General features: G+C 69.4%; 22 protein-coding genes. 18 read left to right on the forward strand and 4 right to left on the reverse strand.

From position 1 onward, the window contains the following. Positions 1-8: 8 nt before the first annotated feature. From HSO01S_RS11920 to HSO01S_RS11950, 7 genes are all read left to right on the forward strand, one after another. Complete coding sequence (locus tag HSO01S_RS11920) at positions 9-1,958, forward strand: cell wall-binding repeat-containing protein (RefSeq protein WP_084361611.1); 1,950 nt, start codon at positions 9-11, stop codon at positions 1,956-1,958. A 142-nt stretch (positions 1,959-2,100) separates the two neighbouring features. Next, on the forward strand, positions 2,101-3,000 hold the full coding sequence (locus HSO01S_RS11925; protein ID WP_066041679.1) for a biotin--[acetyl-CoA-carboxylase] ligase: 900 nt from the start codon (positions 2,101-2,103) through the stop codon (positions 2,998-3,000). Positions 3,001-3,029: 29 nt separating this feature from the next. Further along, on the forward strand, positions 3,030-3,707 hold the full coding sequence (locus HSO01S_RS11930; protein ID WP_084361612.1) for a PH domain-containing protein: 678 nt from the start codon (positions 3,030-3,032) through the stop codon (positions 3,705-3,707). Continuing rightward, entirely contained in the window at positions 3,704-4,840 is a 1,137-nt protein-coding gene (locus HSO01S_RS11935) for a 5-(carboxyamino)imidazole ribonucleotide synthase (protein ID WP_157079042.1), read from the forward strand. Before HSO01S_RS11930 ends, HSO01S_RS11935 begins: the two co-directional genes overlap by 4 nt. 33 nt (positions 4,841-4,873) lie before the next feature. Beyond that, a complete protein-coding gene (locus HSO01S_RS11940; protein WP_084361613.1) occupies positions 4,874-6,820 on the forward strand; it encodes a cell wall-binding repeat-containing protein in 1,947 nt (648 codons plus the stop codon). 72 nt (positions 6,821-6,892) lie between these two features. Then, complete coding sequence (gene purE, locus HSO01S_RS11945) at positions 6,893-7,402, forward strand: 5-(carboxyamino)imidazole ribonucleotide mutase (protein ID WP_066041685.1); 510 nt, start codon at positions 6,893-6,895, stop codon at positions 7,400-7,402. Then, a complete protein-coding gene (locus tag HSO01S_RS11950; protein ID WP_245635992.1) occupies positions 7,399-8,772 on the forward strand; it encodes an LCP family protein in 1,374 nt (457 codons plus the stop codon). Before purE ends, HSO01S_RS11950 begins: the two co-directional genes overlap by 4 nt. Before the next feature lie 318 nt (positions 8,773-9,090). Here HSO01S_RS11950 and HSO01S_RS11955 read toward each other — a convergent pair whose 3' ends face one another. From HSO01S_RS11955 to rfbB, 3 genes are all read right to left on the reverse strand, one after another. Continuing rightward, positions 9,091-10,230, reverse strand: coding sequence for a glycosyltransferase family 4 protein (locus HSO01S_RS11955; RefSeq protein WP_066041689.1), 1,140 nt, complete (start codon positions 10,228-10,230; stop codon positions 9,091-9,093). Further along, the gene (gene rfbD / locus HSO01S_RS11960; protein WP_066041691.1) at positions 10,230-11,081 is read right to left on the reverse strand and encodes a dTDP-4-dehydrorhamnose reductase; all 852 of its coding nucleotides are present in this window, start codon (positions 11,079-11,081) and stop codon (positions 10,230-10,232) included. The genes HSO01S_RS11955 and rfbD overlap by 1 nt, the downstream gene beginning before the upstream one ends. Positions 11,082-11,151: 70 nt before the next feature. Beyond that, complete coding sequence (gene rfbB, locus HSO01S_RS11965; RefSeq protein ID WP_066041693.1) at positions 11,152-12,138, reverse strand: dTDP-glucose 4,6-dehydratase; 987 nt, start codon at positions 12,136-12,138, stop codon at positions 11,152-11,154. Positions 12,139-12,231: 93 nt separating this feature from the next. Between rfbB and HSO01S_RS11970 the strand changes: the two genes are divergently transcribed. The 5 genes from HSO01S_RS11970 to rffA are packed head-to-tail and all read left to right on the forward strand — an operon-like array spanning position 12,232 to position 17,851. Beyond that, positions 12,232-12,879: a GtrA family protein gene (locus tag HSO01S_RS11970; protein WP_245635993.1), complete on the forward strand. Its 648-nt coding sequence runs from the start codon at positions 12,232-12,234 to the stop codon at positions 12,877-12,879. After that, positions 12,879-13,721, forward strand: a complete 843-nt coding sequence (locus HSO01S_RS11975; protein ID WP_066041694.1) for a glycosyltransferase family 2 protein — start codon at positions 12,879-12,881, stop codon at positions 13,719-13,721. Before HSO01S_RS11970 ends, HSO01S_RS11975 begins: the two co-directional genes overlap by 1 nt. Then, positions 13,718-15,595, forward strand: coding sequence for a hypothetical protein (locus HSO01S_RS11980; RefSeq protein WP_066041697.1), 1,878 nt, complete (start codon positions 13,718-13,720; stop codon positions 15,593-15,595). Before HSO01S_RS11975 ends, HSO01S_RS11980 begins: the two co-directional genes overlap by 4 nt. A 14-nt stretch (positions 15,596-15,609) precedes the next feature. After that, positions 15,610-16,674, forward strand: coding sequence for a glycosyltransferase (locus HSO01S_RS11985; protein ID WP_245635994.1), 1,065 nt, complete (start codon positions 15,610-15,612; stop codon positions 16,672-16,674). Further along, positions 16,664-17,851 (forward strand): dTDP-4-amino-4,6-dideoxygalactose transaminase, encoded by a 1,188-nt coding sequence (gene rffA / locus HSO01S_RS11990; RefSeq protein WP_066041699.1) that lies wholly within the window; start codon positions 16,664-16,666, stop codon positions 17,849-17,851. Before HSO01S_RS11985 ends, rffA begins: the two co-directional genes overlap by 11 nt. On the opposite strand, the gene HSO01S_RS11995 is transcribed toward rffA, so the two are convergent. Then, positions 17,766-18,962, reverse strand: coding sequence for an acyltransferase family protein (locus tag HSO01S_RS11995; protein ID WP_066041700.1), 1,197 nt, complete (start codon positions 18,960-18,962; stop codon positions 17,766-17,768). The two genes, rffA and HSO01S_RS11995, sit on opposite strands and share 86 nt — an antisense overlap. Positions 18,963-19,109: 147 nt before the next feature. Here HSO01S_RS11995 and HSO01S_RS12000 point away from each other — a divergent pair, with 147 nt between their 5' ends. From HSO01S_RS12000 to HSO01S_RS12025, 6 genes are all read left to right on the forward strand, one after another. Continuing rightward, on the forward strand, positions 19,110-21,224 hold the full coding sequence (locus HSO01S_RS12000; protein ID WP_066041701.1) for a glycosyltransferase: 2,115 nt from the start codon (positions 19,110-19,112) through the stop codon (positions 21,222-21,224). After that, on the forward strand, positions 21,224-22,063 hold the full coding sequence (locus HSO01S_RS12005) for an FkbM family methyltransferase (protein ID WP_066041703.1): 840 nt from the start codon (positions 21,224-21,226) through the stop codon (positions 22,061-22,063). Before HSO01S_RS12000 ends, HSO01S_RS12005 begins: the two co-directional genes overlap by 1 nt. A 16-nt stretch (positions 22,064-22,079) precedes the next feature. Then, entirely contained in the window at positions 22,080-22,922 is an 843-nt protein-coding gene (locus HSO01S_RS12010) for a hypothetical protein (protein WP_066041704.1), read from the forward strand. A 46-nt stretch (positions 22,923-22,968) separates the two neighbouring features. Then, positions 22,969-23,595, forward strand: coding sequence for a dTDP-4-dehydrorhamnose 3,5-epimerase family protein (locus tag HSO01S_RS12015; RefSeq protein ID WP_066041705.1), 627 nt, complete (start codon positions 22,969-22,971; stop codon positions 23,593-23,595). Continuing rightward, positions 23,592-24,467 carry a glucose-1-phosphate thymidylyltransferase RfbA gene (gene rfbA / locus HSO01S_RS12020; RefSeq protein WP_066041707.1) on the forward strand — a complete coding sequence of 292 codons (876 nt, stop codon included), beginning with the start codon at positions 23,592-23,594 and terminating at the stop codon, positions 24,465-24,467. The genes HSO01S_RS12015 and rfbA overlap by 4 nt, the downstream gene beginning before the upstream one ends. A gap of 72 nt (positions 24,468-24,539) precedes the next feature. Then, positions 24,540-26,159, forward strand: a complete 1,620-nt coding sequence (locus HSO01S_RS12025) for an SPFH domain-containing protein (RefSeq protein ID WP_066041709.1) — start codon at positions 24,540-24,542, stop codon at positions 26,157-26,159. The last annotated feature ends 20 nt before the right edge of the window (positions 26,160-26,179 follow it).

The raw sequence follows: 26,179 nt of genomic DNA on the forward strand, positions 1-26,179 counted from the left end.
CTCACTCCATGACTTCTTCAGCACTGCGCCGGTTGCCTCTCGCCGGTCTCGCCGCGGCCGTCCTGCTCGCCGGCGTCGCCGTCGCTCCGGCGGGGGCTTCGGCGACCGAAGCGCCCCGGCGGATCACCTTCGACCGACTTCACGAACTGAGCTACGGGTCGGATGCGGTCGGTCCTGTGGTCGTCGATCCCGCCACCGACCGCGCGTACGTGACCACACGGGACGAGGGCCGCGTCGATGCCTTCGACATCTCCGGTGGCGCGATGACCAGCCTCGCGACCATCACCGACGACATCGACCGGCCCGTGGCCGCAGCGCTGAACGGGCGGACCCACGTGCTGGTCGTCGTCGATGCCGCGGCCAGCCAGATGGTGCGTCTGGTCGACGTGAACCCCGCCTCCGCGACGGTCAACCGGGTCCTCCGATCGATCCCCACAGGAGGAATGGGTGCGGTCGATGTCGGAGTGGATGCCTCGACGAACACGGCCTACGTGGTGAATCAGGGCAGCGACAACACGACCGTCGTCGACCTGGCCACCGGCGCGACGCGTCTCGTCGCGACCGGATGGTCGCCCGTCTCCGTCTCCGTCGACGAGGTCGGCCACCGCGCGTTCGTGACGAGCACCCGACGGCAGGAGGTCACCGTCGTCCGTGCCGACGGCTCGTCCGTGGTGTTTCCGCTCGACGCGGGCGCTGGCGCCTCCGCGATCTCCGGGGGGCTGCTCTATCTCGGGATGCAGGTCTCGGGTGCGCGGAGGGTCGAGACCTATGACCTCGACACGATGGATCTGGTCGGGTCATCACCTCTGCTGCCGGACGTTCCCGTCGACATCGCGATCGATAACAGTCGACGGGTGGTCTATCTGGCACTTCCTTCTGCGGTCCAGACGCTCCGAGTCGACACGCTCGTTCCGGACACCGTTCAACCGCTCTCCGCGCAGAACTCCGGAGTGGCGGTCCACCCCGTCACCCACCGTCTCTTCGTCAGCTGGCTCGATTCGCCGCGGAATTCACATCTCGCGCTCTACGACATCCACGCGAGCCCGGTCCCGTCCGCGGACCGCATCGGCGGAGCAGATCGGTACGCCGTCGCAGCGTCCGCGTCTGCCGACACCTTCTCCTCCGGGGTGCCGGTCGCCTACGTGGCTTCCGGCGAGAAGTTCCCGGACGCGCTCTCCGGCTCGGCAGCGGCCGGGGCTCGAGGCGGGCCGGTGCTGCTCGTGATGAACGATTCCGTCCCGGCGAGCACCGCGGCCGAACTCAAGCGGCTGAAGCCCCGGTCGATCGTGCTGCTCGGCGGGCTCGCGTCCGTCACGGCCGGTGTCGAGGCGACCCTCCGCACCTTCTCGCCCACGGTCAGCAGAATCGCGGGCGTCGACCGGTATGCCGTGTCCGCGGCGGTCTCGGAAGCGGCGTTCTCCCGCGGCGCTCCCGTCGCCTTTCTCGCCTCGGGCGAGGTCTTCCCCGACGCGCTCTCGGCCTCCGCAGCCGCGGGCCGCGCCGGTTCCCCGGTGCTGCTCGTGCAGAAGGACGCGGTCCCCGCGGCGATCCTGGCGGAACTCCGACGACTCGGAGCGTTGAAGGTCGTCGTGCTCGGCGGGGCGAACACGATCGCCGAAAGCGTGCTGACCACGCTGCGGTCGGAATTCGTCACGGAGCGGATCGACGGATCGGATCGCTTCGCGGTATCTGCATCCGTCGCCTCGTCGACCTTCCCCCACGGGGCGTACACGGTCTACGTGGCCTCGGGCGAGGTCTTCCCCGACGCCTTGAGCGGGGCGGCGGCAGCGGTGGCACACTCGGCGCCGGTGCTGCTGGTCAACCGGGACTCCATCCCGCCGGCCGTCTCGACAGCCCTCGATGGCCTCAAGCCGTATCGGATCGTCGTGCTGGGCGGCGAGGCGACCGTCAGCGACGCCGTTCTCGCGGCCTTGGAATCGAAGTTGACGGCGTACTGAGGCTGAGCCCGGGTTCGCTGGCGCCGCCATCGACACGGGTCGGTCGCCTTGACGGGCCGGCGAGGTCACCAGACCGCCGGGCCGGCGGAATCGGCACCCGCCACGCTCGGCGGCGCGGCTTGTCACGAAGTAGCGTGGGGCCATGGATCTGCCGCTCTCCGCTCCTCTGACGCCCAAGCTGGTCTGGATGGCGCAGGCCGGCTCCACGAACGACGTGCTCGCGCAGGCCGCGACCGGGCCGACGGGCTCGGACTGGCCCGACCTCTCCGTCGTCGCGACCGACGACCAGGTTGCGGGGCGCGGGCGACTCGGGCGGGTGTGGGCGGCGCCGGCGGGGCGCTCGCTTGCCGTGTCGGTGCTGCTGCGGCCGCCGGTCGAGATCGACCGGGATCGGTGGGGGCTGGTGCCGCTGATCGCGGGGCTGGCGATGGCCCGGGCGGTGCGGGGGTTCGTGCCGGAGGGTTCGGGAGGGGCGGGCGCGGGCGGCGTTGGCGCGGCTTCAGATGCGGTCGGCGGTGGCGGTGCGCGCGGCGGCGCGGCAGCGTCGGGCGCTGCGGGCGCGGGCGCGGTCGCGCTCAAGTGGCCGAACGACGTGCTCGTGGGTGGCCTCAAGGTGTCCGGCATCCTCGGCGAACTGCTGCCGGATGCCGCGGGCATCGTGATCGGCGCCGGCGTCAACCTCTCCCTCACCTCCGACGAGCTGCCCACCCCCGCCGCGACCTCGCTCGTGCTCGCGGGTGCCGACCCGGCGGCGGTGACCGTGGATGCGGTGCTCGCGGCCTATCTGCACGAACTCACCCAGCTCATCCACGACTGGGCGGCGCACCGCGGCGACCCCGAGGCGAGCGGCCTGCTGGCGGCGCTGATTCGGGAGTCGGCGACCCTTGGCCGGGCCGTGCGGGTGGAGCTGCCCGGTCCGTCGTTCCGCACGGGGACGGCCCGCACGATCGATCCTGGGGGGCGGCTCGTGGTCGACACGGACGAGGGTGAGCTCGTGGTCGCGGCGGGCGATGTGACGCATCTCCGGCATCGCGACAGCTGATTCCGGGCCTGACCGGTGAGAATGTGCACATGGCCAGGCGGAACGACGAGACGGAGCGCTTCGGCTGGGGCGCGCCCGGAACGCCCGGCGGGCCCGCCGCATCCGGCGCACCCGCATCCGGTGCCCCCGCCTTCGACGACCTGCTCGGCGGCACCCCCCAGCCCTACGGCTTCGCCGGTCACACCGATTACACGACCAACGTCGAGCGGGTGCGCGACGCGGCGCCCGAGCGCATCCTGTTGCGGGTACGCCCACACGCCCGCCGGCTCGTGCTGCCGGTGCTCGTGCTCTTCGCGACCGTGACGGCGTTCGGCTGGTTCGGCGGCCGGTTCGCCGAGGAGTGGCAGAACTGGCTGGCGCTCGGCGTCGCCGCGGCGCTCCTCTTCTTCTGCACCCTGGTGCCCTTCTTCGCCTGGCTCGGCCACCGCTACACGATCACCGATCGGCGGATCATCGCGCGCAGCGGCTTCCTCGTCCGGCACCGGCAGGACCTTTATCTCGCCCGCGTGACCGACGTGCGGCTGCGGCGCGGGCCGCTGCAGGCGATGGCGGGCTCGGGCGACGTGCGGGTGGTCGCCGGGCCCGACCTGACGCTGGTGCTCCGCGACGTGCCGAGCGCGCGGCTGGTGGCGGCGCTCCTCGGGGAGCTGACCGAGCATCCGACCCCCGCGACGCCGCACTACGGCGCCGGTAGGCTGGTGCCGTGACTTCTCGTGTGGGTGTGATCGGTGGCGGACAACTCGCGAGGATGATGATCCCTCCCGCGATCGAGCTGGGGATCGACATTCGCGTGCTGGCCGAGGCCGAGGGCATGTCGGCCGCGATCGCGGCCACCGAGGTCGGTGACTACACGGATGCGGCGACGGTCCTCGGGTTCGCCCGCGACGTCGACGTGGTGACCTTCGACCACGAGCACGTGCCGCAGACCGTGCTCCGTGCGCTCGTCGATGCGGGCATCAGCGTTCAGCCCGGTCCGGATGCGCTGCAGTTCGCCCAGGACAAGCTGGCCATGCGCGAGCGGCTCGGTGAGCTCGGCGTGCCGATGCCCGACTGGGCGAGGGTCGCGGATGCAGACGAGCTCGACGCGTTTCTCGCCGATCACGGCGGGCAGGCGGTCGTGAAGACGGCCCGCGGCGGCTACGACGGCAAGGGCGTGCGGGTCGTGACGGCGGCCGAGCAGGCCGAGGACTGGTTCCGGGCGCTCGACGAAGACGGAAACGGCGGAGCACTGCTCGCCGAGGAGCTCGTCGACTTCCGTCGCGAGCTCGCCCAGCTCGTCGCCCGCCGCCCGAGCGGCGACTTGACCCTGTGGCCCGTGGTCGAGTCGATCCAGCGCGACGGCGTCTGCGCCGAGGTCATCGCCCCGGCTCCGGGGGCGTCGCTCCGCCTGGCCGAGATGGCGGCGCAGATCGGCACCACGATCGCCGAGTCGCTCGGGGTCACCGGCGTGCTCGCGGTCGAGCTCTTCGAGACGACGGATGACCGCATCCTGGTCAACGAGCTGGCGATGCGCCCGCACAACACCGGCCACTGGACCATCGACGGCTCGACCACCAGCCAGTTCGAGCAGCACCTGCGGGCCGTGCTCGACCTGCCGTTCGGTGCGACCGGCATCCGGGAGCCCTGGGCGGTCATGGTGAACATCCTCGGCGGCCCGGCCGACGGCGACCTCGACGGCCCCGCCGCCCGGGCCCTCGCCGACCAGCCCACGGTCAAGTTGCACCTCTACGGCAAGTCGCCGCGGCCCGGGCGCAAGATCGGGCACGTCACGGCGGTCGGCGACGATCTCGACGACGTCGTCTTCCGAGCGCGTGCCGCTGCCGCCTTCTTCGCCGGCTGAGCTTTTCTCGCGAAGCTGAGCTATGCTCATTCCATGAGTGAGCATATTCGGCGTGTTCTTGCGTTCTTCACGGGCATCGCGCTCTTGATTACGTTTCAAGCGACCATCCTCCCGGCTGCGAATGCGGCGCCCACGCGCAGTCGAGCGATCTCGGCTGAGCTCGTGGCCGAGGTCGGCCAGCCGGCGGGGATACCCCAAGGCCTTGTCTTGGACCATTTCACGCAGCGCGCCTATGCGCTCGACGCCGAGAACGACAAGCTATTCGTCTACGACACCACCGGCAACGGGCTGAGCCTGGTCACGACTCTTCCAACGAGCTCCGATGCGGCGGCGCTCTCAGTGAACCGTGTCACCCATCGATTGTTCCTTGTTGATTCTCTGCAGGCGGAGGTCACCGTGATCGACGGGGACCCGACGTCATCCACGGCCTATCGGGTGCTCGAAAAGCTGCCCACTGGCGGAAGCCGGCCGACGATGATGGCGGTGGACGAGGTGGCGAACATGCTCTTCGTCGCCAACTCGGTCTCCATGAACGTCGCGGTGATCGATCTCGATTCGGGCGAGCGCCGGATGGCTGAAACAGGGTCGCGACCGGTCGACATCGTGGTGGACCCGAAACGTCACAAGGCATTCATTGCGAGCTACATGCCCGCTCATATCGCTGTGGTCGGAGAGGACGGGTCCTTCCTGACGTCGCCCACCGAGGCTTTGCCCGTAAGCCTCGCAGTGGGCGCAGGACAGCTGTTCGTCGGGTTCAGTACGCCGACGCACCACCTCGAGCGATTCGACACCGCAGACCTTTCACCGACCGGCCGTTCGACAGCGCTCGAAAACAACATCAACGGAATCGCGATCGATGAAGCCCTCAAAATCGTCTATGTCATCCAGTTCGACTTCGGCAAGCCCTCGATCGAGACGCTGAATCTGATCACGCTCGAGGTCGATCAACCTTTCAGCGTGACGGAACTATGGGTTCCCGAGATCACGATCGATCCGCAGACTCACGATCTCTACTTCGCGCGGAGAGACGCTCAGACTCTGATCTCGCGGTATCACCCGACGGTGAACCCTGCCCCGTCGGTCGAGCGGCTCGGGGGCGCGGACCGGTACGTGGTCGCGGCCGCGGCGTCGGCGGATACGTTCGCTCCCGGAGTGCCGGTGGTGTTCGTGGCCTCGGGCGAAGGGTTCGCCGATGCGCTCTCCGGTTCGGTGGCCGCCGGCGTCAGACGCGGTCCGGTGTTGCTGGTCAGGAAGAACGACGTACCGGCGTCGACCGCGGAAGAACTCCGTCGACTGAACCCCCAGAAGATCATCGTCCTGGGCGGTGAGGCGACGATCGCTGCGTCCGTGGAGGTGGCGCTCGGTGAATTCAGCCGGAGCGTGACGAGGGTGGCCGGACCGGATCGGTACGCCGTGTCGTCCGCAATCTCCCAGATGGCCTTCGCCGGTGGAGCGTCGATGGCGTACATCGCTTCGGGCGAGACGTTCCCCGATGCCCTGTCCGCCTCTCCCATGAGCGGATTCGAGCGAGGCCCCGTGCTGCTGACGCAGAAAGACACCTTGCCGGCAGCCGTGTCGACTGAACTCCGCCGCTTGGCTGTTTCGTACGTGATCGTCGTGGGAGGGCCGAACACCGTGAGCCCGCCTGTCGCCGAAGCGATCGAGACGATCGCGCCGGTGATCCGGATCGATGGTCCGGACCGCTTCGCCGTCTCGGCGGCGGCCTCCACCCGGTCGTTCGAACACGGCGTCTACACCGTGTACATCGCCTCGGGCGAGGTCTTCCCCGATGCCCTGTCCGGCGCTCCGGCGGCCATCGCGAACAGCGCACCTGTCCTGCTGGTGAATCGCGACAGCATCCCCTCGTCCGTCGCGCTCGAACTCCGTCGGCTCGCGCCGTACCGCATCGTCGTCCTGGGGGGGCCGAACACCGTCACGGATCGCGTCGTGGCTGAACTGGGCAGGTACCTGACGAGGTGAGCGCCGTACCCGGGCGAGAGTGCGGGACGACGCGCGTGCCGCTGACCGGATCTGGGGGAGGGCGCACTTAGCATGGGCGTCATGCCCTCCGAACAGCCGCTCGTGGGCGTCGTCATGGGGTCGGATTCCGACTTCTCGGTCATGAGCGACGCCGTGCAGGTTCTCCGTGACTTCGGTGTGCCCTTCGAGGTGCAGGTCGTCTCCGCCCACCGCACCCCTGAGAAGATGATCGAGTACGGGCGCAGTGCCCGGTCGCGCGGCCTCAAGGTCGTCATCGCCGGTGCCGGCGGTGCGGCGCATCTGCCCGGCATGATCGCCGCCGTCACGACCCTCCCGGTCGTCGGGGTGCCTGTGCCTCTCGCCCGGCTCGACGGCCTCGACTCGCTGCTGTCGATCGTGCAGATGCCCGCGGGTATCCCGGTCGCGACCGTCTCGATCGGCGGCGCGAAGAACGCGGCGCTGGTGGCTGTCAGCATTCTCTCGACCGCCGATGGTGAGCTAGCCGACGCGCTGGACGCCTACCGCGCCGGGCTCACCGAGCTCGTCGAACAGAAGAACGCAGACCTGCAGACCCGCCTATGACCACGATGACCGCGAACTCGACCGCGAGCCCGATCCGCTACCCGGACACCAGCTCCCCGAAGGCCATGACGGTCAGGGGCTGGTGGCTGGTGGTGCTCAACTTCCTGATCCCGGGCTCGGCCCAGGTGCTGGCGGGCAACCGCAAGCTCGGGCGGTTCGGGCTGTACTTCACGTTCGCGCTCTGGATCCTGGCCATCCTCGGCATCGTGATCTACCTGATCTGGCCGCAGGTCATCTTCTCGGTCGCCACGAACCCGGTGCCGCTCACGATCGTGCAGGGCGTCCTGGTCGCCTACGCGGTGCTCTGGGTCATCCTCACGCTCGACACGCTGCGGCTCGTGCGCCTGGTCAACGTCGGCACCCGGGCCCGGCCGGCGCTCGCGCTGTTCTCGGTGCTGCTGCTCGTCGTCACGTCCGGCGGGGCCGCAGGCGCCGCGTACCTGGCGAACGTGGCGCAGTCCGGGCTCAGCTCGGTGTTCTCGGCCCAGGCCGCGGCCGAGCCTCCGGTCGACGGCCGCTACAACATCCTGCTGCTCGGCGGCGACGCCGGCCCCGACCGCGACGGGATGCGGCCCGACAGCATGACCGTGGTCAGCATCGACGCCGACACCGGCAAGGCCACCATGATCGGCATCCCGCGCAACCTCGAGCAGGTTCCGCTGCGCGAGGGTTCGCCGCTGATCGGCACCGACTACGCGCCCGACGGCAATTACGACTGCGGCAGCGACTGCCAGATCAGCTTCCTCTACCCCCGCGTCGAGGCCTTCGATCAGGATCTCTACCCGAACGCCGACGCCGAGGGGTCGAACCCGGGCGTCGAGGCGACGAAGGATGCGGTCGAGGGGGCCCTCAACATCACCATCCAGTACTACGTGATGATCGACATGCAGGGCTTCTCCGACCTGATCGACGCACTCGGCGGCGTCGACATCAACGTCACCGAGAAGCTCCCGATGGGCGGCGACGAGGACGGCAACGAGATCGAGGGCTGGATCTGGCCCGGCGAGCAGCACATGAACGGCTACACGGCCCTCTGGTACGCGCGCTCGCGGCACACCACGAGCGACTACGACCGGATGCAGCGCCAGGGCGAGCTGCAGACCGCGATCCTGAACCAGTTCCAGCCGGTGAACGTGCTCACGAAGTTCCAGGGCATCGTCGAGGCGGGCACGCAGGTGGTGCAGACCGACATCCCCCAGTCGACCCTCTCGTACTTCCTCGACCTGGCCCTCAAGACCAAGTCGCAGCCCATCGACCGCATCGACCTCACGCCCCCGCTCATCGACCCGGAGGACCCGGACTGGGACCTCGTGCGGACGACGGTGCAGGCTGCGCTGAACCCCACCCCCAGCACGGACACCGCCGGCTGACATCTGGCTGCCGGCAGGTGAAGGCACCGAAAACGGCGTCTCACGTCCCGGCAGGTGAAGGCCCCAAAATGGTCTCTCACGCCCCGGCAGGTGAAGGCACCAAGGCCCACGACCCGTCACTTGTTGTCGCTATACGCACCCTTTAGCGACAACAACTGACGGATCGAGGACAGTCGGTCGGCACGGAACACAAACGCAACAGGCCCTACTCGACGACCCAGGGTGAGCGCGTCGAGTCGCGGCACGACCGAAGGCCGCGCCGCGAGACGGCACGCGAACATGTCGCCCGCGCCGCAGAGGCGGCGGCGCGGCAACTAGCTACAGATCAGCGTGCAGCTGCCAGACCTTGTCCGCCGAGTCGCGCCAGGAGAAAGCTCGGGCTCGGTCCAGGCCCGAGATCGAGAGACGGGTGCGGAGCGAGGAGTCGGTGACGACGGCGCCGATGGCCTCGGCGAGCTGGCCCGCGTAGGCGTCGGCGGTGGTGCGGGTGACGACGAACGTCGATCCGGCCGCGACCTCGACGAGGGCGGGCACGTCGGCGTGGATGACGGGGGTGCCGAAGTTGAAAGCCTCCACGAGCGGCAGCCCGAACCCCTCGGCGAGGCTGGGGTAGACGAACACCGTGGCCCGGTCGACGAGCAGGGCGAGGTCACTGTCGCTGACGAATCCGAGAACGCGGATGCGCGACGCATCCACTCCGGCGGCAGCCGCGACCGAAGCCACGTCGAACTCGCCCCAGCCATCGGGCCCAGCGATCAGAAGCGGCAGGTCGCCGGTGGCGGGGTGCGCGAGCGCCTGGATGAGGGCGCTGAGGCCCTTCCGCGGCTCGAGCGTTCCGACGGCGAGGATGTACTGGGCCGGCAGATCGAGCTCGGCCGCGCGGGCCGAGGGCTCGGCGGGCAGGCGCAGCAGCTCGCTGACCGCGCCGCCGATCACCCGAACGCGGTCGCCGAAGTTGAAGTACTTGGACAGGTCCTCCGCCACCGCGTGCGTGGGCACGACGATCGCATCGGCGTAGCGGGCGGCCCGCTTGGCCATCGCCTTGTGCCAGGTCACCCCGCGCGGCGTGAGGGTCTGCGGATGCGTCCACGGCACGACATCGTGAATGGTCACGGCCGTCTGCGTGCCGAGGTCGGCGCGGCGATCGTGCTTCCGCAACGGGGCGAGCAGGCTCGTGGCGTGCACCATCCCGGAGCCGGACGAGCCGATCACACCGTGCTGCCAGGCCGCGGCGAGCTCACGACGGGGGAGCGTGGCGCGGTGCAGGCCCGCGAGTCCGGGGAGCCGCGTCTCGATCTCCTCGGCCTTCTCGTTCGAGATCGCCGAGACGATGCCCTCGACGTCGCAGTTACGCGGCGCGGTGGCGATCAGCTGCTTGGTGAGTTCGAGCGTGTACCGCCCGATGCCGCCGGGGACGGGTGCGACCAGCTGGTCGACGATCACCCGCAGCGTGGCCATTACTCTCCAAAAACTCCCGAGGACGCCGCCTCGTGCAGAGCGGCACGCCAGTCTCGCATGGGCTCCAATCCCGCTCGGGACCACGCGTCGTGCCCGAGTACGGAATACGCGGGCCGCGGGGCGGGACGAACAAACTGCGAGCTGTCCGTTGGCTTGACTTTATCAGGGTCGAGTCCGGCTTCCTGAAAGGTTGCCTGGGCGAAGTCGAACCAGGATGCCTGCCCCGAGTTGGTGCCGTGGTAGACCCCGGCCGGAGCATCCGAGTCGGCCAGCTCGACGAGCTTGCGGGCCAGATCGGCTGTCCAGGTGGGCTGCCCGACCTGGTCGTTGACGACGCTCACGCTGTCGCGCTCGCGCCCCAGGCGCAGCATCGTCGCGGGGAAGTTCGGGCCGGCTGCGCCGTAGAGCCAGGCCGTGCGCACGACGTAGCCGCCCGCGGGGTTCAGGCGCAGCACGGCCTCCTCGCCGCCGGCCTTGGTGCGGCCGTAGGCGTTCAGCGGATCGCGGGGCTCGTCCTCGGGGTAGGGCGTCGTGGCGTCGCCCTGGAAGACGTAGTCGGTCGAGATCTGGAAGAGCTTGGCGTCGTTCGCCGCGGTCGCCTCGGCGAGGGTCGCGGGGCCGACCGCGTTCACCAGGTGGGCGGTCTCTTCATCGGTCTCCGCCGCATCCACCGCCGTGTAGGCGGCCGCGTTGAAGACCACGTCGACACCGGCGACCGCGGCGGCCACGGCCTCGGCGTCGGTGATGTCGAGCTCGGCGCGGGTGAGCGCGACCACGTCGCGGCCGGCGAGAGCGGCCTGCAGGTCGTGGCCGAGCATCCCGGCGGCACCGGTGATGAGGTAGCGCGGCATGTCAGCGTCTTTCAGATCGTCGGATGGGCGGACCCGCGGATGTGGCGGATCGGCGGGGTGGCCGGTCGGCTCAGACCAGGGCGGCGCGGGCCTTGAGCGGCTCCCACCAGGTGCGGTGGTCGCGGTACCACTGCACCACGTCGGCCAGGCCCTGCTCGAACGGCACGAGGGGCTCGTAGCCGAGCTCGTCGCGGATCTTCGAGATGTCGACCGAGTAGCGCAGGTCGTGGCCGAGGCGGTCGGCGACGCGGTCGACATACGACCAGTCCTTGCCGGTCGCGTCGAGGAGCAGCTGGGTGAGCTCCTTGTTGGTGAGCTCGGTGCCGCCGCCGATGTTGTAGATCTCGCCGGCGCGGCCGCCGACCAGCACCATGGCGATGCCACGGGTGTGGTCGTCGACGTGCAGCCAGTCGCGGATGTTGTTGCCCTCGCCGTAGAGCGGCACGTGCTTGTCGTCGATCAGGTTCGTGACGAAGAGCGGGATGACCTTCTCGGGGAAGTGGTAGGGCCCGTAGTTGTTGGAGCAGCGGGTGATCGAGACGTTCAGGCCGTGCGTGCGGTGGTAGCTGCGCGCGAGCAGGTCGCTGCCGGCCTTCGACGCCGAGTAGGGCGAGTTCGGCTCGAGCGGACGGTCTTCGGCCCAGGAGCCCTCGGCGATCGAGCCGTAGACCTCGTCGGTGGAGACGTGCACGAAGCGGGGGAGGTTGTTGCGGAGCGCCGCGTCGAGCAGCTGCTGGGTGCCGAGCACGTTGGTCTCGACGAAGATCGAGGCGTCGCGCACCGAGCGGTCGACGTGCGACTCGGCGGCGAAGTGCACCACGGCGTCGAGGCCGGGGAAGAGGTCGTCGAGCAGCTGGCCGTCGCGGATGTCGCCCTTGACGAAGGTGAGGCGGGGGTTCTCGGCCACGGGGAGGAGGTTGTCGAGGTTGCCCGAGTAGGTCAGTGCGTCGAGCACCACGACCTCGGCACCCTCGAGGCCCGGGTAGGCGTCTTCGAGCGTGCGGCGGACGAAGTTGGAGCCGATGAACCCGGCTCCGCCGGTGACAAGAATCTTCATGTGGGGAGGTCTCCTCGCGATGTGGTCGCCACCGATTCTAGCTGGCGGGTGTCGCGGGGCGGTCTCGCCAGGCGGGGGGCCTAGAGTGTGCACGTGACAGAGCCGGGCAACTCGGACGGCGCGGTGGACGCCGAGCGCGCCGGCGACGGCAGCGGGGCGCGAGACGGCAGCCGGGTCAGCGGCCACGGCAGCCGGGTCAGTGGCCAGGGCGGCCGGGACGGTCAGACTTCCGAGGCTCAGCCGGGGCTGCTGCTGCGGGTCGTGAAGGACCAGAAGTTCGCGTTCCTGCTCGTGGGCGGGTTCAACACCGGCTTCGGATTCGTGCTGTTCATCCTGTTCGACCTCACGGTCGGTGCCTGGCTCGACCGGGCCGTCAACGAGACGATCGGGTCACTGGCCACACTGTTCTGCGCCCACGTGATCGGCGTGCTGATCGCCTTCGTGCTCTACCGCCGCTTCGTCTTCCGCGTGCGCGGCCACGTCTGGCGCGACCTCGCCCGCTTCGAGAGCGTCTATCTCGTCTCGATCGGCATCAACGCCGTCATCCTGCCGATCCTGGTGAACCTGGGCTGGAACCGCATCCTCGCCCAGCTGTGCATCCTCGTCATCACCGTCGCGATCAGCTGGTTCGGCCACAAGGGGTTCTCCTTCCGCCGCCCCGCCGACGAGGCAGCCGGGATCGACGAGGCAGCCGGAATTGACGAGGCCGACGGGCCCGACGACGCGCGGAGGAAGCACTGATGCCCAAGCTCTCCGTCGTCATCCCCAGCTACCAGAACGCCGACTTCATCGCCGCGACCGTCCGCTCCGTGCTCGACCAGGACCACCCCGACTTCGAGCTCGTCATCGCCGACCACTCCTCCACCGACGCGACCGTCGCCGAGATCGAGCGCGCGGCTGTCGGCGACCCGCGGCTGCGCATCCTGACCACCCCCACCGGCGGCGGCGCCGAGGCGAACTGGCGCCGGGTGTCCGAGGCCGCGACGGGGGAGTACCTCAAGCTCCTCCCGGGCGACGACCTCCTCTACCCGGGGGCGCTCACCGCGCACTCCGAGGCACTCGACGCGCATCCGGAGGTCGTGCTCGTCTCGAGCCCCCGCGACATCCTCGACGCCCGCGGCTCCGTGACCATCCCCAATCGCGGCCTGCAGGGCGTGCCCCGCCGGGTGCAGCCCGGGGTCGAAGCCGTGCGGCAGACGGTGCGCCGTGGCACGAACGTGTTCGGCGAACCCGGATGCGTGACGATGCGCCGCGCGGAGCTCGAGCAGGCGGGCGGCTGGGACGCCCGGTTCCCGTACCTGATCGACCAGACCACCTACACCTCGGTGCTGCTCCGCGGCGACTACCTGCCGGTCGACCGCACCCTCGCCGGCTTCCGGGTGAACCAGGGGCAGTGGAGCGTCGCGCTGATGGATGAGCAGTCTTCCCAGGCCAAGGCGTACCACGCCTGGTGCCGCGAGCAGGCCCCGGACACCATCACCGAACGGGACGTCTGGATCGGCAACCGCCGCGCCGAGGCGATGGCCCTGGCCCGCCGCGCCTACTACACGATCAACAGCCGGCGGATGAAGGCGGCCTCGTGATCGCGCGCCTGACCGGCTGGCGCTGGCTGCCCTACGCCGCCGCCGCCGTGCTCTCGCTCGTGGCCGTCTGGTACGGGCTCGACCTCTGGAACCTCGACTGGCGCGTTCCGCTCTACTACTCCGGCGACGCGCTCGCCGTGGCCTCGCACTTCAAGACGATCATCGAGACCGGCTGGTTCACCCAGCAACCGGCCCTCGGGGCGCCGTACGGCCAGTTCTACAGCGACTATCCTCAGGCCGACAACCTGCACTTCATCGCAGCCGACGTGCTGCGCCTGTTCACCAACGACTTCGGCGTCGCGATGAACGTCTACTTCGTGATCGGCTTCCCGCTCGCGGCGATCACCGCGGTGTGGTTCCTGCGGCTCGTCGGGGTGAGCCGCACACTCTCGGTCGCACTCGCCGTCGCCTTCGCGATCGCGCCGTACCACTTCATCAAGGGCGAGGGGCACCTCTTCCTCGCCGCCTACTTCGTCGTGCCGCTCGCGCTCGGGGTCGTGTACCGGGCCGCCCGAGGGATGCCGCTGTGGTCGCGGAAGGTGCTCTCGCGCCGCAACCTCGCGACCGTGGGAATCCTGGTGCTCCTCGGCACCGCCTCCAGCTACTACTCGGTCTTCGTCGCCCTGGTGCTCGCCGTGGTGGGGCTTGCGAAGCTGTGGCAGACGCACGGCTGGCGCCGGTTCTTCGGCGCCGCGGCGGCCGGGCTGGTGATCGCGGGCACCATGCTCGTGAACCTGACCCCGAGCATCCTGTACCGGCTCGCGAACGGCGTGAACGAGGCGGTGCTCGTGCGGAGCCCGCCCGAGGCCGAGCTCTACTCCTTCAAGCTGTCGGCGCTGCTGCTGCCGGTGCCCGGGCACCGCTTCGGCCCGTTCGCGACGCTGCGCCAGCTGTACGACGCGCACTACCCGCTGCCCTCCGAGGAGCCGGCCCTCGGCCTGATCGCCGCCGCCGGGTTCGTGGCCCTCGTCGTGGTCGCCGTCTACTACCTGCTCACCGCCGGCAAGACCCGCTGGGCGATGCCGAAGCGCACCGTGAACACGCTCGTCGTGCTCGCGGGGCTCGTGCTCGTGGCCTTCCTGTTCGGCACGGTCGGCGGGCTCTCGACGCTGCTCTCGTTTATCGACTTCCCGATCCGCTCGTGGAACCGCATCGCCATCCTGATCGCGATGATCGCGCTCGCCGCGGTGGGGCTGCTGCTCGACCGGTTCGTGCGGTGGGTGTCGAAGCGCCGCCGCGCCGCGGTGGCGACGCGCCCCGACGGGCAGCCGGAGGGAACGCGCCCCGGTGTGCAGCCGGATGCGGCCCGCCGAGCCCGCCCCGCCGCATCCCGCCGCGCCGTCGTCGCAGTGCCGCTGGCCGCCCTCCTCCTCGTGGTCGCCGTCTGGGACCAGATCCCGCCGATCGACCCGCCAGCCCGCGCCGCCACCGTCGCGAGCTTCGACTCCGACCAGAGCTTCGTGCAGCAGATCGAGGCCGACGTCGAGCCCGGCTGCCTGATCTACCAGCTGCCCTACATCGCCTTCCCCGAGTCGGCGCCCGTGAACGGCGTGACCGACTCGGAGCAGCTCCGGATGTTCCTGCACTCCGACACCCTGCGCTGGTCCGGCGGCGGCATCAAGGGCCGCGCCCCGATCGACCAGGTCGGCGCCTACGGCTCGCTGCCCGTGCCCGAGATGCTGACCGCGCTCCAGGGCATCGACAGCTGCGGCATCGTCGTCGATCGTGCAGCGTTCGCGGATGACGGAGCCGGGCTCATCGGCCAGCTCGAGCAGCAGCTCGGCGAGCAGTCGGGAGGCCAGACGGGCCAGCCCGGCGCCACCTCGTTCGACTCGCCCGACGGCCGCTTCCACTTCCTGGAGATGCGGAAGTGATAGCTTCCCGTGTTGTGCCCCACGACGACGCGATCCGCGACGTGACCGAGTACACCATCTCCGTGGTCGTACCCGTCTACCAGGGCGAGCGCACCCTGACGGCCGTCGTCTCCGAGCTCGCGCCGCTCACGCAGGGGGCCGTGACGCCGGACGGCGTGCGCTACCGCATCTCCGAGGTCATCCTCGTGCACGACAACGGGCCCGATCACTCGGACACCGTGATGCGGGCGCTCGAGCGGCAGTACCCCTTCGTCAGCATCCTGTGGCTCAGCCGCAACTTCGGGCAGCACGCGGCCACGATCGCGGGAATGGCGATCTCGACGGGCCGGTGGATCCTCACGATGGACGAGGACGGCCAGCACGACCCCTCCTCGATCGGCGCCTTCCTCGACACCGCGATCCGCGAACGCGCCGGCGTCGTCTACGCCCGCTTCACGAACGAGCGCCCGCACGGCCTGTTCCGCAGCGCCGCCTCGAAGAGCTCGAAGCGGATGCTCGGGGCCGCCTTCCACCTGCCCGACGCCTCGCAGTTCCAGAGCTACCGCCTCGTGCGTGGCGACATGGGCCGGAAGCTCGCCGAGTTCGCCGCCACCGGCGTCTACCTCGACGTCGCGCTCTCCTGGGTGACCAACCGCGTCGCGACCGTGCCGACCCGGCTGCGCTCGGCCGACGGCCGGGTCTCCGGCTACTCGCTGCCGGCCCTGTTCGCCTACTTCTGGCGCATGGTGCTGACCAGCGGCACGGCGGGCCTCCGCGCGGTGAGCGTGCTCGGCGGCGTGATCGCCCTGATCGGCTTGGCCATCGCGGTCTACATCATCGTCTCACCCGAGGTGGGTCAAGACCGCGAGACCGCGGGCTGGGCGTCGACGATCGTCGTGCTGCTGCTCTGCTCGGGAGCCGTGCTCGTGTCGCTCGGCATCATCGCCGAGTACATCGGCGTCTCGCTGAACGTGGCGATGGGCCGCCCGCTCTACCTCGTGGTCGACAACCCCGAGACGATCATGCCCGACGACGGCCAGGTCGCCGCGCCCGCCACCCCTCGCCCCGACAGAACGGATCCCGCACCCGGTGCTCGATGAGATCGTCTTCAGCCGCCCCTTCCGCACCCCCGGCGAGCTGACGAACCTCGAAGCGGTGCTCGACTCCGACCACTCCCACGGTGACGGTCGGTTCACCGCCTCGGCCACCGCGCGGCTGAAGGCCATCCAAGGCGCCCGGGATGCTCTGCTCACGACCTCCTGCACGCACGCGCTCGAGATGGCGACCCTGCTGCTGGAGATCGGCCCGGGCGACGAGGTCGTGATGCCGAGCTTCACCTTCCCCTCCGCGGCCACCGCGGTCGTGCTGCGCGGGGCGACGCCGGTGTTCGTCGACATCGATCCGGCCACCGGCAACATCGATCCTGCCCTCGTCGCCGAGGCGATCACCGAACGCACCCGCGCGGTCGCGGTGATGCACTACGGCGGCGTCCCCGTCGACCTGGCCTCCGTGCTGGCGGTCACCGAGCCGCTCGGCATCCCCGTCGTCGAGGACAACGCGCACGGGGTCGGCGGGCGTTCGGGCCTCACGCACGGCGACGGCTCCGACCGGATGCTCGGCACCGTCGGCGTCCTCGGAACCCAGAGCTTCCACGACACCAAGAACGTGCACTGCGGCGAGGGCGGAGCGCTGCTCGTGAACGACACCGCTCTGATGGAGCGGGCCGAGATCATCCGGGAGAAAGGCACGAACCGCGCCCGCTTCCTCCGCGGCGAGATCGACAAGTACACCTGGCAGGACACCGGGTCGAGCTACCTGCTCAGCGAGCTGAACGCCGCGGTGCTCGACTCGCAGCTGGAGTCGTTCGACCGCATCCAGACCGAACGCCACCGGGTCTGGGACGCCTACGCCGCGAACCTCGGCGACTGGGCCGACGGGGTCGGGGCCCGGTTGATGTCGGATGCACCGGCCTTCGAGCACACCGCGCACCTCTTCTACGTGCTGATGCCCGACCACGAGGCCCAAGGCGGCCTGATCGCGCACCTGCGTCAGCAGGGCGTGCGGGCCGCGTTCCACTACGTACCGCTGGACGCGAGCCCGGCGGGACGCCGGTTCGGCCGCACGCTCCGGCCGCTCGACCGCAGCCGGGACTTCTCCGAGCGCCTCGTGCGGTTGCCGCTCTACGCGGGGCTCAGTGATTCTCAGCAGGAACGGGTGCTGGCCGGGGTTCGGTCGTACCGCCCCGCCGCGACTGCCGCCACTGCCGCGCGCGGCTGACCCAGAACGCGATGCCCTGACCGGGGCCCCGGTTCTTCAGCTTCATCACCTGCTTCTCGATCAGGTGCCAGCTGAGCCAGGCGCAGCCGAGCGACAGCACGAAGACGATCAGGATGAACGGCACGATGCCGAGCTTCTCGACGCCGAACGACGCCAGGAACTGCTGCAGCAGGAACCCGTAGAGGTAGATGCCGTAGGAGTAGTCGTTGACCCGCCCGATCCGCCGGAAGGGCGACGGCAGCGCGGCCGCGAGCCAGAGCAGGAAGTACGCCATCGCCGGGTAGCCGACGATCTCGAAGCCGCCGTAGTGGAGGCTCACCAGCACGACGATCAGGCCGCCGATGCCCAGGCGCCAGTCGAAGACGATCTCGTTGGCGTAGAGGGCGAAGCAGGCGCCCACCAGGAACGCCAGCGCGAGGTTCACCAGCCGCGGGTCGGACAGCAGCGGGATAAGGCCGCCGAAGCTGTCGGGGGAGAGGTTCTTGGCGACCTGCAGGGCGAAGAACACACCGGTGACGATGAGGACGAGCGCGCGCGCCTTCTTCAGCACCCCGAAGAGCACGAAGGCTGCGATGATCAGGTAGCACGACCACTCGTAGGCCAGGGTCCAGAGCGAGCCGTTGAAGATGCTGAACCCGGTGATCGCGCCGTAGGGCGTGTCGTTGACGTAGATGTCGTGGATGCCGTACTGGGTGACCGTCAGGTTCCAGTTGTTGTAGAAGTAGCCGAACGGGTTGAGCGGCCCGGTCGTGAAGTAGGTGCCGAGCGTGCCGCCGTTCGACAGCCAGACGATGGGGCCGACGATGAACGCGCCGACCAGGAGCACCACCCAGAACGCCGGGAAGATGCGGAGGAAGCGGTGCCAGACGAACTGCACGACGTCGGCGTTCTTGCCGCTCTTGGTGATCAGGTAGCCGCTCAGCACGAAGAAGCCGGCCACGGCCACTCCGCCGAGGTTGGTCTGGTTGTGCGCCCACGGCCCGAAGGGGTCGTCGCCGAGGCCCCCGGTGGGGAAAGCGTGCGACACGATGACCATGGCGGCGAGGATCAGCCGGATCAAGCCGAGTGCGTTGTCGCGGCCCACAAAGGAGTTGCCGAAGGTCTTGATCACCGCTACACAGTAACAGTTGACGAACAGCGGACCCGGGGGTTCAGCCGGGCATGGTCTAATATCATGAGCCGCACTTAGGAAACGACGAAGGGCTCCACGATTTTCGCTCTCACCGACACCGACGAACTGTTCGGTCGGCCCATCCAGGTGGGCGACGTGGTCGCCGCCCTCACCCTCTTCTCCGGAGGCTCGACCTGGGCGCTCTGCGTCACGAGCCTGCTCGAGCACACCAGCACCGAGACCCCCATCGTGGTCTTCGACGACGCCGGTCCCAGCGAGATCGCGGTCGAAGAGCTCGCCGAGATCGAGAAGACCGCCGGCCGCCAGGTGTTCTACTACCGTCAGCCGAAGAACCGCGGCGTTGTGGGCAACCTCAACACCGCGTTCGAGAAGCTCGCACCCGCCGACGTGATCGTGCTGAACAGCGACATCATCGTCGGCCCCGAGTGGGACACCCGGCTGATCGCCGCGGCCCGCTCGCGCACGGACATCGCCACCGCCACCGCCCTCTCGGCGAACGCCACGATCTTCACGGTCGAGGGCCCGGAGTCGTGGAAGCTGCAGCCGCCGAGCGTGGGCGAGTTCGCCCAGATCGCGACCAAGGTCTCGGCCGCCTCGAAGCAGGTGCGCCCCTTCGTGCCCGTCGCGACGAGCTTCTGCACCTTCTTCGCGCGTCACGCGCTCAACGTCGTCGGCCTCCTGGACGAGGAGTTCAGCCCCGGCTACGGCGAAGAGGTCGACTACTCGCTGCGCTGCGTCGCCTACGGCTTCACGCACATCGCCGTCGACGACGTCTACGCCTACCACGCCACAGGCGAGTCCTTCGGTGAGGTGTCGCTGAACTGGCGCAAGATCGACAACGACGAGCTCGTCAACCGCCGCTTCGGCTTCTGGTACGACTGGATCACGGAGTTCGCCGCGGACGAGTCGACGCCGCTGGACCGGGTGCGCCGCCACACCTACGCGACCATCCACGGTCTGACGATCGCGATCGACGCCGAGCTCATCCATCCGAACCTCACCGGTACCTTCGAGGGCAGCTTCGCCCTGTCGCGGAAGCTGGCCCTGCACCCCGACGTGCAGCGCGTCATCTGGGTCGCGGCACCCGACCGCGTGCATCCGCTCCGGGCGATGCTCCGCGAGGCGAAGGTCGACACGATCGAGGTCACGACGCTCGGCGACCTGTACGCCCGCCGGGTCGACATCGACGTGGCGTTCCGCCCGTACCAGGACTTCACCGGGGCCACCTGGCCGGCGCTCGCCGGCTACGCCCGCCGCAACATCATCTGGATGCTCGACCTGATCGCGCTGCAGAACCCGCACTACGCCGACGACTACGCCGACTTCTCGGCCAAGAACATCGTCGCCCGCCGCGGCTGGGACAACGCCGACGCGATCGGCGTGCTCACCCCGCACGTCGAGAAGACGCTCACCGCGTACTACTCGGGCACCAGCGACCACGAGAAGGTCTTCGTGCTGCCCAACGGCTCGCCCGAGTCCTCCGCGGCGACGCAGAACTGGAACCTGGAGAACCCGGGCATCGAGTCGCTCGGCGACTCGCCCTACATCCTCGTGCTCGGCACCAACTACCTGCACAAGAACGTGCCGTGGCTCATGCGCGTGGGCCTCCGGCTCAAGTCGCTGGGCTGGGAGGGTCAGTTCGTGTTCGCCGGGCCGACCCCGGACACGGGTGACTCGTCGCAGCTGCAGAACGACCTCATCCGCCTCTCCGACGCCGACTGCTTCAACTTCCTCGGCCGGGTGAGCGACAGCGACAAGGCGCGCCTGATCAGCGGCGCGACCCTCGTGGCGTCGCCGTCGATCACCGAGGGCTGGGGCATGATCCCGTCCGAGGCGATCCAGTACGGCTCGACCCCGATCTCCTCCCAGGGCGGTGGCCTCGGTGACATCGCTCCCGAGGGCGCGCGCTTCCTGAGCCTCCGCGACGACGCCGCCGACGCCCAGACGCTGTTCGAGCTCGTCACCGACCTGCCGGCACGCCAGAAGCAGCAGGAGCTGTGGGCGGCCAAGGTGCAGGAGTACCAGTGGACCGACTCGGCGCAGCGGGTCGTCACCGCGGCCTTCGACAGCCTGCTCCGGCACCGCCAGTTCCGGCTCGACGAGCGCCTGCGCAGCAAGGTCATCGCGACCGGCGGCGTCTCGGTGCGCCGCCGCCTGCTCGACCAGTCGGTCGTCGTGTTCCCGGTGGGCAGCCGCCGGCGCACGGCGCTCAAGCGCGTCGTGGGGCGGATGTTCGAGTGATGCGTCCGCGTCAGACCGACACGCAGCCCCTTCCGACCTTCGAGCCCGCGGGCCCGATCGAGCCCGCGACCTGGGTGCGCGCCCACGGCATCGAGGTGCTCGTGCCCTCGGCCGATCAGGTCGTCACCCCGTACATGAAGCGCAAGCGGGAGTGGGACGGCACGGTGCTCTCCGCGGTGCTCGACAGCCTGAGCCCCACGAGCTCGTTCCTCGACGTGGGCGCCATGGTCGGGTACTTCTCGACCGTCGTGGCCAAGAAGATCCCGCGCGGTACCGTCGTGGCCGTCGAGCCGCTGCGCGCGAACCTCGAGCTCGCCAGCCTCAACCTGAGCAACTTCGACAACACCCTGCTGCTGGAGGGCGCCGTCACGAACTCGCCCGAGCTGGCGTGGTCGGTGGTTCCGGATGACGGCAACCGCGGCAACACGCGCGTCGGCGTCGACCGGGTCGCCGGCAGCATCGCCCCGCACGTCACGACCGCCACCCTGCACGACCTGGTGCGCCACTTCCGCAGCGACGTGGTCAAGATCGACGTGCAGGGCATGGAGAAGGATGTGCTCGGCTCGCTCGACGTCAGCGGCAAGCTGCCCCGCAACCTCACGCTGTTCTGCGAGATCACGCCCTCGCAGTGGCGCGACGATCGCGAGATCCTGGCCGCCATCCGGCAGTTCCAGTCGGCCGGGTTCGACGCCTACTTCCTGACCGAGGCGAACGCCTACTCCACCTTCACCCCGGCCCGCCTGGAGCGCCTGGTGAACGTGGGCTCGTCGTGGGTCGACCACTTCGACATGATCATCACCCGCGGCCGGTACGCCGCGACCATCCGAGGGAGGGCCTGAGTTGGCCGAGGCTGAGATGACCGGGACGACACCCTCCGCGGTGTCGCCGAGTCGTGCGGGATCGTTCCGTCTGGGCGGCACCGTGTTCGGCTGGTGGACGCTCGGCGACGAGTCGCTGTCGGCGTGGGTGCACGTGCAGCCCGAGTCGCTCGGCGAGCCCGACACGGGTGCGGTCTGGCTGTCCGAGGACTTCCTGGCGCTGGCCGCCTCGAAGGCCGACGACGACGCGGTCCAGGTGCTCAGCACCTGGTCGGTGTTCCAGCCCGAGTTCGACTGGCCCGTCGCTGCCCGCGAGTGCGGCTGCCTCGAGGAGCGCGGCTTCCCCGCGATCGCCCGCGAGCTCAACGGCGACGCCCTGGTGCCCTCGCCCGGGCCGGTGTTCGACCACTTCCTGCTCAAGGCGTCGCTGCTCGACGACCTCGCGCTCACCTCGATGCTCGACGAGACCACCGAGCTGCCGTTCAACCTCTGGGCCGGTGTGGTCGGGGTCGACCGGGCGTTCTTCGCGCCGGCGTTCGTCGACCTCGGAGAGCCGACCACGCTCGTCCGCCGCAGCTCGCAGACCCACCAGACCGGTGAGGCGCACGAGGCCTACCTGCGGGCCTTCGACGCGTACTACTACGGCGGCCTGCCGGCGCGGCTCGGCAAGACCAACAAGAAGGTCTACCTCGACACGCTCGAGTCGCAGCTGGGCTACAGCTTCGACGACCGCGACCAGACCACGGTCGTGCGCAGCCTGTCGACGATCAACTCGATGCGGATGACGAAGTCGTTCTGCTGCACCTCCCTCGAGAGCCGCGGCGCGAAGGTCTTCGCCTCGCGGCTGGAGAAGGTCGCGGAGTCGACGACCTTCGCCTGAACAGGGGCCGATCGGGTCGGGGCCCGGCTACGGGTAGACTCGGCGCGTGCAATTTCGCGAACTGAGCATCCCAGACAGCTACGAGATCACGCCGAAGCAGTTCGGTGACGACCGGGGCGTGTTCCTCGAGTGGTACCGCTTCGACAAGCTCGAGGCCGAGATCGGTCACTCGATCGACCTCGCGCAGGCGAACACGTCGGTGTCGAAGAAGGGTGTCGTGCGCGGCATCCACTTCGCCGACATCCCGCCGTCGCAGGCGAAGTACGTCACCGCCACGCACGGTGCGGTGCTCGACTTCGTGATCGACATCCGGGTCGGGTCGCCGACCTTCGGGCAGTGGGACTCGGTGCTGCTGGACGACGTGGACCGTCGGGGCATCTACATCGCCGAGGGCCTGGGTCACGCGTTCGTGGCGTTGACCGATGACGCGACGGTGTCGTACCTGGTGACCTCGACCTTCGCGGCCGACCGCGAGCACGGCATCAACCCGCTCGACGAGGAGGTGGGTCTGGTGTTCCCGGAGTCCGCCGGTGAGCTGCTGCTGTCGCCGAAGGACACGGATGCCCCGTCGCTGTCCGAGGCGGCCGCGTCGGGTCTGCTGCCGACGTGGGACGAGGCGCGCGCGTTCTACGCGTCGCTGAACGAGGCTGCTGCCGGGAAGAGCGCCCGATGAAGGGCATCATCCTCGCGGGCGGGTCGGGCACCCGGTTGTGGCCGATCACGAAGGGCATCTCGAAGCAGTTGATGCCGATCTATGACAAGCCGATGATCTACTACCCCTTGTCGACGCTGATGATGGCCGACATCAACGAGATCCTGATCATCACGACCCCGGAGTACAACGAGCAGTTCCGTGCCCTGCTGGGCGACGGCAGCGAGCTCGGGATCCGGTTGGAGTACGCGGTGCAGCCCTCGCCGGACGGGCTGGCGCAGGCGTTCATCATCGGTGAGGAGTTCATCGGCGACGACTCGGTCGCGCTGGTGCTGGGCGACAACATCTTCCATGGTGTGGGCCTCGGGTCCTCCCTCCGCAACAACGAGGCGTTGGACGGGGCGCGGATCTTCGCGTACCACGTGTCGAACCCGCGTTCGTACGGTGTGGTCGAGTTCGACGAGGACTTCACGGCGCTCTCGATCGAGGAGAAGCCGGAGAACCCGAAGTCGAACTACGCCGTTCCCGGCCTGTACTTCTACGACAACAGCGTGGTGGAGATCGCGAAGTCGATCGAGCCCTCGGCGCGTGGCGAGCTGGAGATCTCGACGGTCAACGAGCGGTACCTCGAGAAGGGGGCCCTGCACGTGCAGGTGCTCGACCGGGGCACGGCGTGGCTGGACACGGGGACTTTCGAGTCGATGATGCAGGCCTCGGAGTACGTGCGGGTGATCGAGGACCGTCAGGGCTTCAAGATCGGTTGCATCGAGGAGATCGCGTGGCGGGCGGGCTGGATCGACACCGTGCAGCTCGCGAAGCTCGCCAAGCCCCTCGTGAAGAGCGGCTACGGCGCCTACCTCGAGACGCTGGTCGCCTCCGCCGACGCCGAGTAACGGGCTGCCGCGCGGGCGGAGACACGTGTAGGGCATACTGCTAGCAGAACCCCTACTCGCGGAAAGGCCGTCATGCCGCCCCTGTTCTCGTTCGAATCAATCCTCACCGTCGTGATCGTCGGGGTCGTGGTCCTCGTCGCACTGATCGTCCTGATCGTGCTGCTGAGGGGAATCAAGGTCGCGAAGCCCGACGAGGCGATCATCGTCACCTCCCGGCAGAAGCCGGTGAAGGAGGGGCACCCGCCGCTCGGCCAGACCGCGCTCGAGGAGACCGAGAACGCCGGCCAGCGCGTGGTCTTCGGCTCGCGCGTGTTCGTCAAGCCGATCGTCGAGGCGTACTTCAAGCTCAGCCTCCGCAGCCGTCAGCTGAACGTGCAGGCCACGGCTCAGACCAAGGATGCGATCACGATCAAGGTGAACGCGGTCGCGGTCGTCAAGGTGGGCGGCTCGGAGTCGATGGTGCGTGCCGCCGCCCAGCGGTTCCTCAACCAGCAGGACCAGATCGAGACCTCCACCGAGGAGGTGCTCTCCGGATCCGTGCGGTCGATCGTCGGTCAGCTGACGGTCACCGAGATCATCACGAACCGCCAGGCGCTGCAGGGCCAGGTGCTCGACGCGGTGCGCGAGTCGCTGGACGTTCAGGGTCTTCAGATCGACACGCTCCAGATCAAGGAGATCGACGACGACAACGGCTACATCCGCGACCTCGGTCGTGCCGAAGCCGCCCGCGTGAAGCAGGTCGCCGAGGTCGCCGAGTCGGTGGCCCGCCGCACCTCCGAGGAGGCCCGGATCGAGGCCGACCAGGCCGTGGCCGAGCAGCAACGGAAGCTCGACCTGCGGAACGCCGAGATCCAGAAGGAGACCGACAAGGCCCGCGCCGAGGCCGCCGCGTCGCGCCCGCTCGCCGAGGCGATCTCGCAGCAGGAGGTCATCGCGCAGCAGGAGATCACCGCCGGCAAGCGGGTGGGCCTCCGCAAGCAGGAGCTCGACGCCGAGATCCGCGCGGTCGCCGACGCCGAGGCGTACTCGCTCGAGAAGAAGGCGCAGGCGGATGCCGCGGCCGCCGTCGCCGCCGCGAACGCCGAGCGCGATCGACGCAAGGCCGTCGCCGAGGCCGTCGAGGCCGAGGGTCTGGCCGAGCGCAACCGGCGCCGGTCGGCCGCCGAGGCGACCGAGGCCGAGGGGGTGGCCGAGAAGAACCGCCGTATCGCGGCCGCCGAGGCGCTCCGGGCCGAGGGTGAGGCCGAGGCGAACTCGATCCGCGTCAAGGGTGCGGCCGAGGCCGAGGCGACCCGGGCTCAGGCCGACGCCCTCGAGGAGCGCGCCGACGACCTGCTGCGGCAGCAGGTGATCGGCCAGCTGCCCGCCATCGTGCGCGCCGCATCCGAGCCGCTGTCGGCGATCTCGAACATGACGATCATCTCGAGCGACGGTCAGGGCACCGAGCAGGTCAGCGGCAACGTCGCGAGCCAGCTCGCCTCGTCGATGCAGATCGTGAAGGACCTGGTCGGCATCGACATCGCGGAGATCGTGACCGGGCGCGCCACGGGTGCGGCCGCCGGGCAGGCGTTCGCCGAGGCCGGCGGCTCGGCCGGCACGGCCGGCGCGGGTTCTGCGGGTGCCGGCGCGGCTTCGGCGGCGAAGGCCGGGCGCACGGCGACGGTCGCCTCGAAGCCCCCGACGACCCCGTAGTCGCGACCCCGTAGTCGCGC

The organism is Herbiconiux solani NBRC 106740, assembly GCF_001571005.1.
GTDB lineage: Bacteria > Actinomycetota > Actinomycetes > Actinomycetales > Microbacteriaceae > Herbiconiux > Herbiconiux solani.

What these genes read in the sequence shown, in the direction of transcription:
- HSO01S_RS11955 (WP_066041689.1), bottom strand. Translation starts at nt 10,230, where the DNA reads ATGGCCACGCTGCGGGTGATCGTCGACCAGCTGGTCGCACCCGTCCCC.
- HSO01S_RS11940 (WP_084361613.1), top strand. Translation starts at nt 4,874, where the DNA reads ATGAGTGAGCATATTCGGCGTGTTCTTGCGTTCTTCACGGGCATCGCG.
- HSO01S_RS12025 (WP_066041709.1), top strand. Translation starts at nt 24,540, where the DNA reads ATGCCGCCCCTGTTCTCGTTCGAATCAATCCTCACCGTCGTGATCGTC.
- HSO01S_RS11930 (WP_084361612.1), top strand. Translation starts at nt 3,030, where the DNA reads ATGGCCAGGCGGAACGACGAGACGGAGCGCTTCGGCTGGGGCGCGCCC.
- rfbA (WP_066041707.1), top strand. Translation starts at nt 23,592, where the DNA reads ATGAAGGGCATCATCCTCGCGGGCGGGTCGGGCACCCGGTTGTGGCCG.
- HSO01S_RS11920 (WP_084361611.1), top strand. Translation starts at nt 9, where the DNA reads ATGACTTCTTCAGCACTGCGCCGGTTGCCTCTCGCCGGTCTCGCCGCG.
- rfbB (WP_066041693.1), bottom strand. Translation starts at nt 12,138, where the DNA reads ATGAAGATTCTTGTCACCGGCGGAGCCGGGTTCATCGGCTCCAACTTC.
- purE (WP_066041685.1), top strand. Translation starts at nt 6,893, where the DNA reads ATGGGCGTCATGCCCTCCGAACAGCCGCTCGTGGGCGTCGTCATGGGG.
- rfbD (WP_066041691.1), bottom strand. Translation starts at nt 11,081, where the DNA reads ATGCCGCGCTACCTCATCACCGGTGCCGCCGGGATGCTCGGCCACGAC.
- HSO01S_RS12005 (WP_066041703.1), top strand. Translation starts at nt 21,224, where the DNA reads ATGCGTCCGCGTCAGACCGACACGCAGCCCCTTCCGACCTTCGAGCCC.
- HSO01S_RS11975 (WP_066041694.1), top strand. Translation starts at nt 12,879, where the DNA reads ATGCCCAAGCTCTCCGTCGTCATCCCCAGCTACCAGAACGCCGACTTC.
- HSO01S_RS11950 (WP_245635992.1), top strand. Translation starts at nt 7,399, where the DNA reads ATGACCACGATGACCGCGAACTCGACCGCGAGCCCGATCCGCTACCCG.
- HSO01S_RS11925 (WP_066041679.1), top strand. Translation starts at nt 2,101, where the DNA reads ATGGATCTGCCGCTCTCCGCTCCTCTGACGCCCAAGCTGGTCTGGATG.
- HSO01S_RS12010 (WP_066041704.1), top strand. Translation starts at nt 22,080, where the DNA reads ATGACCGGGACGACACCCTCCGCGGTGTCGCCGAGTCGTGCGGGATCG.